Origin of the sequence: Rhizobium leguminosarum, from assembly GCF_001679785.1 — a bacterium.
GTDB lineage: Bacteria > Pseudomonadota > Alphaproteobacteria > Rhizobiales > Rhizobiaceae > Rhizobium > Rhizobium leguminosarum_R.
In genome coordinates this window covers 430,412-444,654 of the sequence record NZ_CP016287.1, presented here as the reverse complement: position 1 = coordinate 444,654, position 14,243 = coordinate 430,412, and the positions used below count along the sequence as shown (strand labels likewise).

Annotated in this window: 11 protein-coding genes; 4 read left to right on the top strand and 7 right to left on the bottom strand. The window is 58.3% G+C overall.

Features of this window, described 5'->3' with window-relative positions; translation table 11 throughout:
- Positions 1-14 precede the first annotated feature (14 nt).
- Positions 15-1,400, bottom strand: a complete 1,386-nt coding sequence (locus BA011_RS26510) for an NADH:flavin oxidoreductase (protein ID WP_065282972.1) — start codon at positions 1,398-1,400, stop codon at positions 15-17.
- A gap of 119 nt (positions 1,401-1,519) precedes the next feature.
- Between BA011_RS26510 and BA011_RS26505 the strand changes: the two genes are divergently transcribed.
- Positions 1,520-1,753 carry a hypothetical protein gene (locus BA011_RS26505; protein ID WP_065282971.1) on the top strand — a complete coding sequence of 78 codons (234 nt, stop codon included), beginning with the start codon at positions 1,520-1,522 and terminating at the stop codon, positions 1,751-1,753.
- A gap of 12 nt (positions 1,754-1,765) precedes the next feature.
- Here the strand turns inward: BA011_RS26505 and BA011_RS26500 are convergent, their stop codons facing one another.
- Positions 1,766-2,599, bottom strand: coding sequence for an IS5-like element ISRl2 family transposase (locus BA011_RS26500; protein ID WP_065280995.1), 834 nt, complete (start codon positions 2,597-2,599; stop codon positions 1,766-1,768).
- 35 nt (positions 2,600-2,634) lie between these two features.
- Entirely contained in the window at positions 2,635-2,820 is a 186-nt protein-coding gene (locus BA011_RS44460; protein ID WP_065282970.1) for a hypothetical protein, read from the bottom strand.
- A gap of 401 nt (positions 2,821-3,221) precedes the next feature.
- Here BA011_RS44460 and BA011_RS26490 point away from each other — a divergent pair, with 401 nt between their 5' ends.
- Positions 3,222-6,353 carry an AAA family ATPase gene (locus tag BA011_RS26490; protein ID WP_065282969.1) on the top strand — a complete coding sequence of 1,044 codons (3,132 nt, stop codon included), beginning with the start codon at positions 3,222-3,224 and terminating at the stop codon, positions 6,351-6,353.
- 237 nt (positions 6,354-6,590) lie between these two features.
- On the opposite strand, the gene BA011_RS26485 is transcribed toward BA011_RS26490, so the two are convergent.
- Positions 6,591-8,114 (bottom strand): ISNCY family transposase, encoded by a 1,524-nt coding sequence (locus tag BA011_RS26485; protein ID WP_065279116.1) that lies wholly within the window; start codon positions 8,112-8,114, stop codon positions 6,591-6,593.
- Between the two features lie 98 nt (positions 8,115-8,212).
- Between BA011_RS26485 and BA011_RS26480 the strand changes: the two genes are divergently transcribed.
- Positions 8,213-8,677: a hypothetical protein gene (locus tag BA011_RS26480; protein ID WP_151343587.1), complete on the top strand. Its 465-nt coding sequence runs from the start codon at positions 8,213-8,215 to the stop codon at positions 8,675-8,677.
- A gap of 266 nt (positions 8,678-8,943) precedes the next feature.
- Here BA011_RS26480 and BA011_RS26475 read toward each other — a convergent pair whose 3' ends face one another.
- Positions 8,944-9,198 carry a hypothetical protein gene (locus tag BA011_RS26475; protein WP_065282967.1) on the bottom strand — a complete coding sequence of 85 codons (255 nt, stop codon included), beginning with the start codon at positions 9,196-9,198 and terminating at the stop codon, positions 8,944-8,946.
- Between the two features lie 422 nt (positions 9,199-9,620).
- Between BA011_RS26475 and BA011_RS26470 the strand changes: the two genes are divergently transcribed.
- Positions 9,621-10,619, top strand: a complete 999-nt coding sequence (locus BA011_RS26470) for an AAA family ATPase (protein WP_065282966.1) — start codon at positions 9,621-9,623, stop codon at positions 10,617-10,619.
- Between the two features lie 849 nt (positions 10,620-11,468).
- Here the strand turns inward: BA011_RS26470 and BA011_RS26460 are convergent.
- Positions 11,469-12,467 (bottom strand): IS5 family transposase, encoded by a 999-nt coding sequence (locus BA011_RS26460; protein WP_065282964.1) that lies wholly within the window; start codon positions 12,465-12,467, stop codon positions 11,469-11,471.
- A gap of 160 nt (positions 12,468-12,627) precedes the next feature.
- A protein-coding gene (locus BA011_RS26455) for an IS3 family transposase (RefSeq protein ID WP_151343586.1) occupies positions 12,628-13,817 on the bottom strand; the annotation gives its coding sequence in 2 pieces (ribosomal slippage) (positions 12,628-13,565 and positions 13,565-13,817; 1,191 coding nt in all).
- Positions 13,818-14,243 lie beyond the last annotated feature (426 nt).

Sequence of the window (14,243 nt, the reverse complement as noted above, 5' to 3'; positions counted from 1 at the left end):
GGCGATGGCGCGTCTCAATGGAAGGTCGGCGGCTCGAAAACCGACATGACCTGCTTGATCATCTTGTCGTAGCGATCCTCGAAGCTCGTTCCGTCAAATCGGCTGAGGTCATAACAGCCGAGCGGGTTTTCGAGATCGTTGAGCAGACACTTGTTGCAGTAGGTGCATTCCTTTTCCGGGCCGTTTGCCTTGGCGAGGATCTCCGGCAGATCGTTGTTGGCGATCAGCGGGCGGGCCATGGTGACGCCATCGCAGGCTTTCGAACGGATGGCCTCGGCGATCCTGTCGGCATGCTGGAAGCCGCCGGTACAGAGCACCTTGATATCGGGGTCGATCTTGCCGATCGCTTCGGAAACGGCGCGTGCATAATCGAGATTGATGCCCTCGATGACCTTGCCCCTGCGCCAGCGCCAGAGCGCCTGGAAGGCGCGCGCCAGCAAAGGATTGGAAAAGATCGCATAGTTCATCGGCGCCCGCGTACCCTGCGAGAGCATGCCGTCATACCAGCGGTGAAGGTCGTTCAGCGGAAGGTCGCCGGCCGGATTGCGTGGATGCGGAAAGGTCGATCCGCTTGAAACATGAAAGGAATCGACACCCTTGCCGCCATCGAGCAGCATCGTGCAGATCTTGACGGTTTCGTCGAGCGTGTTGCCTTTCCTGAGCCAGGGATAGAGCCAATCATTGTGGTCGAGGCCGTTGATCTTCATCTGCAGGTGAAAGTCGTGCCCGACCTCGCGGCGGATCGCCCTGACGATCTCGAGCACGAAACGCGCCCTGCCCTCCCAGCCGCCGCCATATTCGTCGGTCCGGTCGTTGATGCCGGAGCTCAGGAACTGTGTCAGCAGATAGCCGTTGGCGCCGTGAAGCTCGACACCGTCGAGCCCCGCCTCCCGCGCGCGCCGCGCCCCTTGTGCGAACTGTTCCACCACTTCGGTGATTTCGGGTTTCGTCATCGCCTGGGCGAGCAGCCCGTGGAAGTAATCGCTTTTGCTGGTCGAACTCAGGCCCTTGCTGAACAGGTTCTCGACGCCACCCATGTCCTGCTGGCGGCCGGAATGGCTGAGCTGCATGATGAACCGACAGTCGTGGGCATGGACGCGGCGGCCTACTTCCCGCCAAAAGGGGATTTTGTCGTCATCGTCGATCATCGCGTAACGCACGAGGATCCGGCCGCGCACTGAGACCGGCGTGAAGGAGGAAATGATGCAGCCAATGCCGCCGCGTGCGAATTTTTCCTCCCAGTTCAGCCGGGCGTTGCCGCCGTGACCATTATAATCATCGAACTGACCGGATATATTGGATCGAAAAAGACGGTTCTTCACCGTCAGCGATCGAAACTTCAACTCTTCGAAAATGAGCGCCGTATTATCGGCGTGGATATATTGACTGTTCGGATGCATGTAGGCCTATCCGGATGACGTGCCGAAGCAACGGAAGAGGAAAGAAGAAGCCGAGATGCAATGCTGAGTTATAACTATCTGGTGTGTCTGGTGATAATGCAATTTAATGTAGATTGCAAATGAATTTCTTGAGCGGGACTCTGCTGATGCCCACCATGCGGACAGACACCGTTACTGCTCCCCTGCGTATCTTTCGCAATCAACAAAACATTCCGGCCGATGGTATCGCAGCCAACGTTCGTGCCGCTCTTCGCGATCGTCGTATCAACAAGGAGGTCTGGTTGGTCGCTGGTCGCTTGATCGATATCGACGTTGCGCGCGATCGAGCTCTGAAGGGAGATCTCAGAGTCTGACTCGAAAAGGTTTCAACGATATCCGTACCTTGCCAAGCGTCGTGTCAGGACCCGGATGTGGGCGATAGTGATCCAGGCCTCGGCTGAGGCGACGGACTTTTCCCAATCCTTCGCCAATCGTCGGCATCTGCCAAGCCATGCGAAGGTGCGCTCCACTACCCAGCGACGCGGCAGAACCTCGAAGCCCTTGGCCTTGTCGGTCCGCTTGACGATCTGGAGAGTGAACGCAGCGATCTTTTGCAGTGCGCCCTTCAGCTTCGGTCCGGCATAACCACCATCGGCGAAGATATGTCTCAGCCACGGCCAGCGCTTGAGAATGGTTTTGAGAACGGCAGATGCACCATCGCGATCCTGAATATCGGCGCTGTGAACCATGAGGCCGACCATCAGTCCGAGCGTGTCGACGACGATATGACGCTTGCGTCCCTTTATCTTCTTGCCCGCGTCATAGCCCGAAATTCCGCCGCTTTCCGTGGTTTTCACGCTTTGACTGTCGATCACGCCCGCAGACGGCGAGGCTTCCCGACCTTCCAAGTCACGCGCCTCCATCACAAGATGATGGTTGATCCGACCCCATAACCCTGTCGCTCGCCATTCATAGAAATAGGACTGCACAGTTGTAAAAGGTGGAAAATCTCTGGGCATCATCCGCCACTGGCACCCCGTCGTGGCGATGTAAAGCAACGCATTCACGACCTCGCGAAGATCGGTACTGCGCGGCCTGCCCAACCGCCTCGGTCCAGGCAGGCAAGACGAGATCAATCCCCACTCCCGGTCCGTCAGATCGCTTGCATACCGCACTGTGCGTCGGGCATATTGCCGACGGGTGAAATCTGTCCAGCCCATTGTGGTCTCCGTTCGTCCTAAGCAAACAAACAGAATCACAACTGGCTGATTTCACTCAACTCTTTTTCGGTCAGGCTCTCAGCAATCGCACGCGTCAGCTTTTGATGTATATCGACAGCCTTACCACAGCTTGCGGGCGGGCCAACGCCAGGCTCCGCATTTTCGCCCATTGAGAGTGCGAATGACAGCTGAGCGGCAATCACCGCGAACGCGGAGAGCAATGAGCGCGTTATCGTCACTGATAACAAAAAGCAGTTCGCTGAGGCCTAATCATAAATCCATCGAGGGGGATTTATGGCACCAAACAACACGCGCTATAGTTTACATCGATCCGCTTTTTTTAGATTCGCGACAGCAAAAAAACGAACTTCACAGCATTGGGGGAACGATGATCGAGGGTTCACGGCGGCTATCGCAACGACACATCACAATCAGGGTACCCTGGCACGACTCCGCTTGGAATGGGCATGTCTGTAAATCGCCATCGTCGAACACGTCATGTCTCGTACTTGCGCGCATCGCCAGCGGCATTCGAGAGAACCGCGACGAATTTGCCGGTCGCTCTTTCGAGAGCCTAGATCGCACCGACCTTCCGCCCTGCGTCGAAGAGCGCGGTGGCTTCATGTACGACCATGACCTGACGCTCCTTAAGAGCCATCCTTACAAGCTTTCGAGCCCCGACACACACGGACACTTCGGACAAACTCCTCTCCGGCTAGAGGCTTATGCCGCGGCTTGCATTCCATTCGGCTGGATGCTGCGCCGCCAGGTCGAGGGCGATCAACGCATGGGCGAAGTCGGAAAGGCCCAAGCGCTCAAGCTGGGCTACGAGCCTGCGCGTGAACCGGAGCTCTCCTTCGACACAAGCTGGATCCAGGACCGACACAACCAGCTCATCATGCTGGACACATTCTTCGGCGCTCTCAAACCTGAATCATCCTTGTGCTTCTTCTACGCCAAGCGGACACCACTATCGGAAAATTCTCGACGCGTAATCGTTGGGGTCGGTCGGCTGAAAGGGATCGGCCAACCGACCGACTATCTCTACGACCGCGATGGAGACCTAAAAGGCGTTCTCTGGGAACGCAACATCCGCCACTCTATTCGCCCGGATCAGTCCGATGGCTTCCTCATGCCTTACACCGCTGTCTTGGCCGCAGCAGAGGCTAACTCAAGCTTTCCACTCGATGATTGCATCGCGTTTGCGCCGGACGATCAGTTCGAATCATTTTCATATGCCTCGGAGCACCTAACCCATGACGGCGCTATCGCTTCCCTCCTGGCCTGCGTCAAAGCTCTCAAGGTCACGGCCGAAAATGTGGGCATCCCAGTGCAGGCGCAGCTTGCTTGGCTGGATCAAGAGCTTGGCCGTCTCTGGAAGGCCCGGGGTGTCCACCCAGGACTAGGATCTGCGCTTACCGCCTTCGGACTCCAACACGGAGCTCTGCTCGCCCACGAGATCGAGCGGGCGGGGTCGCGGGACGGCGAGGTGTTCAACGCCCTTGCCTTCATCGATACTTTTGCCGTGGACCCGAAGCGCTTTCCCCGAGCGGAGGCTTTCGGCTTCGGTGCGAGCTTTCGGGAGAAATGGCGTAAGCTGCCGAGCGACCGGCGATCACTTTTCGATCTGATCGCGCGCTGTGAGTTGACACCTGACCAAGCCGACCGCGCGTATCAACCCAGCAGCCGAAAGGCAGCGGGATTGGATGTCGCCGACGCGGACATCCTGGCAAACCCCTACGTGTTGTTCGAGAAGGATGAGGCAGCCGCAGATCGGATTCCATTTTCGGTCCTCGATCGTGGCGTCTTTCCCATCGACGCCGTGCGCGCCAACGCACCATTGACGCCGCCGATCGCGATGACCGACGCCATTGACCGACGCCGCGTTCGTGGACTTGTCGTGGAGTTGCTGGAGGAAGCTATCGCCCACGAGGGACATACGCTGCTACCACGATCTTGGGTCGTCCGGCGGGCATTGGATGCGCCACTGGAGCCCAAGTGCGCGGCCGACGATGACGTCTTGGCGATGGGACAGGGCTTTATCGATGCCATTGTCTCTCCAGGTCAGACAATCGCGGGCGAACCGACCTTCAAACTCAAGCGCTATACAACCGCGAAAACCATGATTGCAGCTGCGGTTCGCAAGCGCGTGGGGGGGCGAGTGCATGAACTCTCACATCCCTGGCGCAAACTGGTGGATGCCGAATTTGACCGATCCGGCCCCAAGGACAAGACCCTCACAGAGGACGAGGTGTTGGCGCGCCATGAGAAAACCGCCGCGCTTGAGCAGATTGCGTGCGCGCGGTTTTCCGTTCTCATCGGACCAGCGGGATCGGGCAAGACCACGCTGCTCAATATTCTCTGCGACCTCCCCGAAATCCGTTCCAGCGTGTTGCTCCTCGCCCCGACCGGTAAAGCAAGAGTTCGACTGGAGGAAGCGACCCAGCGCCTTGGCCAGGGGCAGACCTTGGCGCAGTTTCTTCAACGCCTGAAACGCTATGACGGCGATAGCGGCCGATACTTTTGGAATCCTGAAGCTCCGCGAGAGAAGAGCTATCGAACGATCATCGTTGATGAGTGCTCAATGCTTACCGAGGACCAACTTGCAGCGCTTTTTGACGCCGTCGAGGGGGTCGAGCGGATCGTCCTCGTAGGCGATCCCCGGCAATTGCCTCCGATCGGAGCTGGCCGGCCATTCGTTGATATCTGTCGGCACCTGGCGCCACCACCCCTCCCGGCGATCTTTCCCCGTCTCGCGCGCGGCTACGCCGAACTCACTATTATGGGCCGCCAGAGAGGCGCTGGCCGAGGGGACGTTCTCCTTGCTCGCCAGTTCAGCGGCGAACCGCTTGACGCGGGTGCTGACGAAGTCTGGGACCGGCTGCGCGAAGGGCATCTTGACCATGTCCGGGCCGTGCATTGGTCCGGTCCAGCCGTCGTTCGCGACACGCTCAACGCTGAACTCGTGACGGAACTCGCTCTGGCCGACGCCGCAGATGAAGCCGGCTTCGAAGCGAGTCTCGGCGCAGCGCCGTTTGGAACGCCGCCCCAGATGTATTTTTGGTCGGCGCGCGAAGTTCGCGGCAAGGATGGAGCCGCCTCGAAATCGCATGACTGGCAGGTTCTATCCCCGGTGCGGGCGGGCCTCGCCGGCGTCGACGCCTTAAATCTCTCTATACAACACCGCTTCCGGACTCGTGTTCGAGCGATGGCTGAATCCACCCTTTGGTGGACGAAGATTCCCAAACCCGCCGGACCACAAGCACTTCTTTGGGGAGACAAGGTCATCAATGTCCGGAACAACGGCCGGCGACGCACCTATCCCCTTCAAGACAAAGCCTACGTCGCCAACGGTGATATAGGTGTGATCGTCGGAGGCTATAAAACAAAGACGATGAAGCGACGGCCGCGTGATCTCGATGTCGAGTTCCAAAGCCAAACGGGAATAAAATTTACCTACGCAGCCTGGGAATTTCGCGGCGATGATGGATCTCCGGAGCTTGAACTTGCCTATGCGCTCACCGTTCACAAGACGCAGGGCAGCCAGTTCGGCCGAACCTTGCTCGTCTTGCCGCGCAACTGTCGCCCGCTATCACGCGAAATGCTCTATACGGCGCTCACACGGCAGCAAGATCATATCGTGCTCCTGCATGAAGACGAGATTGGCGCGCTCCAGCGTTACACGCATCCCTCGACGTCCGAAATCGCCCGGCGCATGACTGATCTCTTTACTATAGCGCGACGATCAGGATGAGACGCCGTATTGCCTCACCCAAGAGTGTTCCCGGAGAATAATGCCGTTGCCTCACTCGGATGTTCTCGAATGCCTCACGGGTTGTTACGATCTTGTCCCCGCACCTGGTGCAAGGTGACGGAGGTAGCGAAGCCGCTCGCGAGCGCGCCCTCAATAGCGCTGTAGCGAGCGGGCGGCTTCGCGGGCGTTCATCATGTTTTCCGCGGGTTGTCGAAGGCCAACCTGGCGGTAAGAGCCTCACTGCACGACCTCTACGTTTTGCGTCTGCCGCGCGGCATCGGCGAATGGCCCGAACACCAGCGCATTGGCCTGTGTACTGCGCCAGATCTTCATTCGACGCTGCACGGTCCGAATGAGGCCGTCGGGATACACGCCGGGGTATTTGACCTGCAAGCGTTCAAGCAACTCTCGCGAAGTTCGCCAAGGCTCCGCCTCGAACCAATCCTCGAGTTCGGCAGTGACGGCGAGTAGAGGATCGGGCCTCCGCCGCTCTCGCTTGGCCGCTGGCTTGGAGCGGGCAGTCGGTTTCACTTCACCACCACGCCAAGCAATCCGTAAGCCAGACAGAAAGTCTTCGAGCGGTAATGCCTCGCCGTCGGTGGCAGGCGGACCATCAGGCTTGTCAGCAATTTCGACCAATCTCTCTTGTGCCAGCCGTATGTCGCGGAGCAGCCGAACCGGATCGAGCGTCAGGTACATCGCCTTGAGCCGAAGGCATGTATCCTCCGGCGTGCGTGCGTCGTCAAGCAGCCGCTGATAAGGCGTGGCGGGACGATGATAGCGCTTGATCACCTTGGCTCCGTCACGGTGCTTTTCTTTCAGCTTGAATGATGGCTGAAAGAAATTCACGAACAACCGCATTGAGGAATAAAGCTTGGCCAGCTCCCGGGTGGCTCGCAGCCCCTCGAAGCGTCGGTATCCAACGATCTTGCGCACGATCGCGCCATTCTTCTGCTCGACAAATGCCTGGTCGTTCTTTCGGTAGGGGCGGCAACGGGTGAGTTCGATATTATCTCGCAAGCAATACTCATGAACGCTCTCGTTCATGAACACACTGTCGTTGTCGGTGTCGAAGCCCAGCAGCGGGAACGGCAGCAACTTGCGCAGTTCGGTCAACGCAGTGATCAGTACCGTTTGCTCGCGAACCAGCAGCGGCGCGCATTCCGTCCAGCCCGTGGCTATATCGGTCAACACCAGCGTTTGCGAGAAGGCACCTCTCGCGTACGGGCCGGAATGAGAAACGAGATCAGCCTCGACAAAGCCGGGTGCGGGGTCATCCCAATCCGAGAACGTTCGAACGGGAACACTACGCCGAATCGCCGTTGATCCTTTCCGGCGCCGCGGACCCGTGGCGCTCGCTTTAATCTCCTTGAGGACTCGATCAATCGTCGCTGGGCTCATCGTCAAGAGTTGCCGGCGCGTCTCGCTATTCATATCGCCATGTCCATGACGTTCCATCGCTTCGATCAGTGTTGGCAACAGGGGGTGTAGTCGCTTGCCGCAAATTCGATCCGACGCCTCCCAAACAACGACGAGCGCCGCCCGCACGTCATCGCCGTAAACCCGGCGCCCTGGCCGAGGACCACCCTTCGCCGGTTCGCGTTCTCCTCGCAGCAGTCGCATCGCATGCTTGCGATGAAAGCCCGTGAGCGCCACGAACTCGTCCAACATCCTCGCCTTCTCGGCCCGCCCGCCTAACACATAGCGACAACTGATCGCCGCCACCAATTCCACACGTGTCGCCATGCTTACCTTCCTCATCAAAGCTCCCGAGGTTGATTCGTCGGGAGCAATTTAGATGAGGCAATAACCCATTCTCAGGGAGCAGTTCAGGCGAGGCAATACGAATCTCACCTTGTTTGCCGCTACGCATCTTTACAGATCCAGAGCCGATTGAAGTGGTTTCTGAGCGCGGACCGGTGTTCCTTGAGCAGGGTCTAATCCATCGCACCAGCCGCAATGAACTCGTGCGGTCGAAGGCGGAACTCGCCATTGCAGAGAAGCTGAACGCTATGGGTGTTCCCTACGTCTATGAGCAGCCCTTCAAGCTTGGTGAAAAGACGCGCTATCCAGATTTCACGATAGAAGACGACGATGCCGGCATCACCTATTATTGGGAGCATCTGGGCCTTCTAGTTGATCCAGACTATGCCCGCCGATGGGAGATCAAGCGCCAAGCATATTTCGATGCCGGCGTTCGAACTATTGAAGATCGGGGAAATGCGGACCGCATCCTGATCACAACGCGCGAGATTCAGGGCTCCGGTCTCGATATGCTGGCGATCGAGCGCCTCGCAACAATCATTTTGAACGGTGCACCTTGAGCGCGGTTGTGGAGGCAATGCGGGCGGAAGTCATACGACCTCCGGGAAATTGTGGCGCCCATCGATCGTGCTCCCAATCGAGTTGTGGCCTTAGAGCACCTGATCAAACGCATGATGGATCGCGCACGACCATCTTGGCAGGGACTCCGCCAACTCGTCGAGATCGAGAGGGACCTTTTTGAGCTTGAAAGTGTTGGCGACTTCCCGGATTTCGTACAACTTCACTGCCCTACCGCGGTTCTCAAGGGCCCTTGCAACCGCATACATCACCGGCGATTGCATCGCATGCCGAAAATGACTTCTTCAAGCTCGAGCGGCGAATCTTGCAGCCCGCGCGGACCGGTCAGGCGCCATTCGCGCTCATAGCGCCAATCGCCGGCCTTTCTCAGCAATAAGGCGCTATCCACCTTCTTGCGCGCGGTCTCATCGCCACCGAGCATCCTGGCGACATCACTGGCGTCGACGAGCCTGCTGCCGTCATATTCGACCCGCTTGATGTCGCTGGCGACCTTGGCGGGCATCGAGTACCCGAGCAGATGCCGTTGTGCTGCTCGCCATAGTGGCTCCACATCAGAGGACAAGTGGCTCTCACCGCGAAGGAAATAATGCCCTTGTCGTATTGGCGATCGAGTTCCTCCTCGAGGTACTGCCCGAGGAGGAAAGGCGTAGGGCGCGGGCGCCGTATTCGCGGTCGGTTAAGTAATTTTCGGTCAGTTCATCGCTCGTACGTGCAATGTTGCTCCAGTGCTCTGTCACATAAGCCGAAGGACGACTGCCGCGCCGTGGTTCACCGATCCAGCGCGCATCGACATCTCGCAAGATGCTGATTCGATCTTATAAGCAAAATGGCTTGGAAAGCTTATCTCGGGTATAGTCATTGACAGCGAGAACGTGCACTGATTTGCGGGGCGGTTCGTCAAGCAACAATCGAGGGAGGTGCAGAATGTCGGCAAAGCAGTTTATCGCGCTTCTCAACTCTCACGTGGCCGGCGATGAAGACCAATTTCTATCGATCGCGCTCCAGGTCGCGGCGCAAGAGGCGCGGTCTGGGAACACCGCCGAGGCGGAGAAGCTGAAGCGTATTGTTCAGCGGCTGAGGGAGCGCGTCAACGACGCGCCAAAAGCTCAATCCGTCATTCCAATGGCGCGCCCACGCGGCGAGCTGCTGGAATTGGTTCAGAGTTCGTACCCAAAGATAGGCCTCGATAGCATGGTGTTGGCCGACGTGGTCCGCAAGCGGCTGGAACGTGTTGTGCGGCAGCAGTCCGAGCGTGCAACGCTGCGTGACCATGGGCAGGTGCCCGCGACGCATATTCTGCTCGTTGGACCGCCTGGTACCGGCAAGACGATGACGGCGTCTGCTCTAGCCGGCGATCTTCATCTCCCACTCTTTACAGTTCGTTTAGACTCGCTCTTCAGCCGGTTCTTCGGCGAAACGGCGAGCAAACTCAGATTGCTGTTCGACCAGGTCGCAAAGACACGCGGCGTGTATCTGTTGGACGAGTTCGACGCTGTTGGTTCGCACCGCGGTGACACCAACGACGTTGGCGAAATCCGCCGTGTGCTGAACTCAATCCTGACGTTCATGGAGGAACCGAACGCGACCGACAGCGTCGTTGTTGCCGCGACGAATCATCCTGAAATCCTTGATCGTGCTCTTGCGCGCCGTTTTGACGAGATCGTCGAATATGACGTCCCCAGCGGAGACGCCGCTCGGGCGATATTAACCCGCCGGCTTGGACGACTGAAACTGACTGCCAAAGCGTGGGCGGATGTGGAAGAGGCAACAAAGGGCCTTAGCCAGGCCGAGCTCGTTCGTGCAGCAGACACCGTGGTCAAAGACACGATTTTAGAGGGCGCAAAAGCCCTGTCGGCGATGGCCCTGCGTGCGGCGCTCGAAGATCGTCAGGCATTTAAAGGGCGATTGCACGCTCAGCGCTGATGATTTTGGGGGGTTGATGGCTGACGGTGACGACTTTTCAGCGCACGATTTGGCGCACATTCGGTTCGATCCATTCCGTGTCGAGGCGCAATACGAGTTCCCCAATCGACCACAAGACCGCAAGCCGCGCCGCGATGACTATCATACGCATGCGCAATCGCTCACCCAGCAACTGGCAGCGGCGCTCGGCGCCCTGCCCGCAGCCGGAAACGACACTAGGCTCGCGATCGCAGATCAGAAACGTGGCTCGATCGTCGAACTTGAGACGATGGTGCCAACAACCAACCGACAGGGAGCGACCAAAACCCCCGCTTTGGACTACCCGACACAGGACATTGTGGTCCTTAGATCGGAACGCCTAGAGGATCGGACCGAGAAGTCAGTTCTTTTCATTCCTGATGATGCCAGGGATTATCTCGTTGCCCGTATCAATGCGTATGGCGCTGAGAACATCGGCAATCGCAAACGGCCCGATGTTCCAAAGTTCGAACCTATTGAAGTCATTCGCGCAGCGGGAGCACGCACCCTGTTCTCTGGCAGCATTGACTTTGATGCTCCGGAAAGCCGGTGGTGGGAACTCTGGGTGAGGGAACCGGCCGAACAGAAACCAGGAGCTCGGACGAACGCGCTCATCGCAGCAGCTGGAGCCGCCGGCCTCGATGTCCACAATGAACGGCTTTCATTTCCCGACGCCGAGGTCCTGTTCGTTCATGGAGCAGTGGCAGTTCTAGCGGGATTCCTCGCCCGTGTTCCAGGAGCCGTATGGGAGGTACGCATAGCCGAAGGCACCATTGAGCTGCGTTGGTGCACCGCTCAGCGACGGGTCATCATTCGGTCTTTGATGTGTACTTATTTCGTTGCTGCCGTCGGTGCCTCGCAACGAACGGATTTCGGGCGTCCGCAGGCGAGCATTCGGTTCAGTATGGTGACCCCGATCGCAGCCTCTGTCTGCTGCGACCGGAATGAACGAGCGTGCAAACGCGGCCCGATGATGCCCTTGTATCTGCCCATCGCCGTTTCGATCAGCGCCCGTTTGCCATAGCCGGTGGACGTCTGCCATTTCAGCCGACCATCGATCTGCATGAATGCTATGTGATCGTCTCTCTGGCAGGACGCCGGGGCGTTGGGCCGTTCAACGGCGTTCGAGCGCGGTGGAATGACGACCCTTGCGCCTGGGCTGTGACGCAGGACAGCGTCGTAGGATGGATCGCCATCATAGGCTCCATCGGCAGTGAACTGATCAATCTCATCGTCGATCTGATCTAGCAACGGCTCCAGCTGCGAGGCATCGCCGGTTTCCTGATCTGTCAGACGATGAGCAATGATCTCGCCACTGTCGGCATCAACAGCCAGATGCAGCTTTCGCCAGCTGCGCCGGGACTTTACGCCGTGTTTTTCTTCCAGCCATTGGCCCGCGCCATAGACCTTCAATCCCGTGCTATCGATCAAGACGTGAACCGGCCCGTCCGCCACAGGTTGGCGGTCATTGCTTTTGCTCAATGGCTTCCAGGTTCTGGCCCTCCGGCTCAACGTGGTGTGATCGGGCACAGGCAGATCCAATCCCATCATGTCAAGCACCGAACTCAAAAGCCCTTTGCTCTGGCGCAAACGCAGCCCAAACACCATGCCCAGCATCAGAGTAGTTTCGATCGCCAGATCCGAATAGAGAGGCTGGCCACCACGCGTCCTGCGACGTGGGGCAGCCCAACCGATCAAAGCTTCCGGCGTCATCCAAACGGTCAAACTGCCACGGCGGCGAAGCGCCGCCTCATACTCCGCCCAGTTCGTCACTTTGAACTTCATTTTACCGATGTGATGGCGGCGGGCGGCGTTATGTTTGTGCGGCATGCTGGATCAATCAACCTATTTTCGATCCGGCCGCATAGATGAAAAATGTTGAAATTTGATCCCTGCACCAATTCCACAAAAAGGTCGATTTCGGATTGTTCCACGAGGCCAACGAGATCATCATTACGCATTTTGGCGGTGATGACCTGCCACTGAAGTTTCATCCGGCTGCGATTAGAGCCTCGGCGGGTTTGAATACGCCAAATGGCGCGGTGGGAGCAACCGGCGGAAACGCGAAGCTTTCATCTTGCGCAGCGTTGGAGCCGGTTGCGGCGATGATCCCGGCGTAGCCTGCCGGGGTCTGGTATCCGAGCGACGAGTGTGGCCGGAAATGGTTATAGTCGTCAGCCCATTCAGCAATGGCGCTGCGGGCATGATCGAGGCCGAAGAAGAGGCTCTCGTTGAGCAACTCGTCGCGCATCCGGCCGTTGAAACTCTCGACATAGCCGTTCTGCATTGGCTTCCCCGGCGCGATATAGTGCCACTCGACCTTGTGATCCCTCGACCAGGCGAGGATGGCATTCGACGTTAGTTCGGTGCCGTTGTCGGAGACAATCATTCCGGGCTTGCCGCGTCGTTCGATCAGCGTCGTCAGTTCTCGGGCGACACGTCGACCAGAGATCGACGTGTCCGGGACCGCTGCCAGGCATTCGCGCGTCACGTCATCGACAATGTTGAGCACGCGGAAGCGTCTGCCGCAGGCGAACTGGTCATGCACGAAGTCCAGCGACCAGCGGGCATTGGCCTTCGCTTCAACCAGGATCGGCGCACGTGTGCCGACCGCACGCCGCCTGGCTTTCCGCTTGCGAACGGAAAGACCTTCCTCGCGATAGAGCCGGTAGATGCGATTGACCCCGGACGGCTCTCCGTCCCGCCGAAGCAGGACAAACAGCCGACGGTAGCCGAAACGACGCCGCTCATTGGCGAGGTCGCGCAGCTTCGTCCGCAGTTCAACCTCCGGCGGTCGGCTTGACCGGTAACGGATCATCTTGCGGTCGGCGGATATAATCTGGCAGGCCCGCCGCTCCGAAAGACCCATGACGGCCTTCAGATGCGTGACGGCGTCACGCTGGGCGGCAGGCCCTACCATTTTTTTGCAAGAAGCTCGCGGAGCGCGGCTGCATCAAGCATCTGCTCGGCCAGCAACTTCTTTAGCCTCGCATTCTCGTCCTCAAGCGCCTTCAGACGCTTCGCTTCGGAGACTTCCATGCCGCCGTATTTGGCTTTCCAATTATAAAACGTTGCTTCTGAAATCCCGTGCTTGCGGCAGAGATCGGCTGCCTTCGCACCCGCCTCCTGTTCCTTCAGCACCGCAATAATCTGCTCTTCCGTAAATCTCTGCTTCTTCATATGTCCGTCCTCAATGGTCCGGACTCTAATCCATTCTGGAGGAAATTCTCAGTGGCAGGTCAGTGATGAGATCTACCTCCCGTCGCGGTGGTCTGACAAACGATGGCACATCGGCCTCGAGGACAAAGAGCCGTTCTTCGAACCTGACGAAGACTATTGAGGTTCAGACCAGAGGCGACTTGCCACCTCTGGTCTTTGCCTTTTCAGGTGAGCCGCTCCAGCCGGATCGACCGGCCGGAACGGCTAAGGAAGGGGCTCTGCCGCCCCTCTCAACCCTTACCCATGAGGGAAGGGCTCCGCCCCTCCTTCAAACTTCCTCCCATGGGGAAAGGGAACGGTTCCCTCCTCAAGCGCCGGAAAACCGGCAAGGAATAGAATGGTGAAAGTCCATTTTAGTGAAGGATTGGCGATCCACATTGGCTCCGA

Coding starts and splice junctions, on each gene's coding strand:
- BA011_RS26510 (WP_065282972.1), bottom strand. CDS start 1,400: ATGCATCCGAACAGTCAATATATCCACGCCGATAATACGGCGCTCATT.
- BA011_RS26505 (WP_065282971.1), top strand. CDS start 1,520: ATGAATTTCTTGAGCGGGACTCTGCTGATGCCCACCATGCGGACAGAC.
- BA011_RS26500 (WP_065280995.1), bottom strand. CDS start 2,599: ATGGGCTGGACAGATTTCACCCGTCGGCAATATGCCCGACGCACAGTG.
- BA011_RS26490 (WP_065282969.1), top strand. CDS start 3,222: ATGTACGACCATGACCTGACGCTCCTTAAGAGCCATCCTTACAAGCTT.
- BA011_RS26485 (WP_065279116.1), bottom strand. CDS start 8,114: ATGAGGAAGGTAAGCATGGCGACACGTGTGGAATTGGTGGCGGCGATC.
- BA011_RS26475 (WP_065282967.1), bottom strand. CDS start 9,198: ATGCCCGCCAAGGTCGCCAGCGACATCAAGCGGGTCGAATATGACGGC.
- BA011_RS26470 (WP_065282966.1), top strand. CDS start 9,621: ATGTCGGCAAAGCAGTTTATCGCGCTTCTCAACTCTCACGTGGCCGGC.
- BA011_RS26460 (WP_065282964.1), bottom strand. CDS start 12,467: ATGCCGCACAAACATAACGCCGCCCGCCGCCATCACATCGGTAAAATG.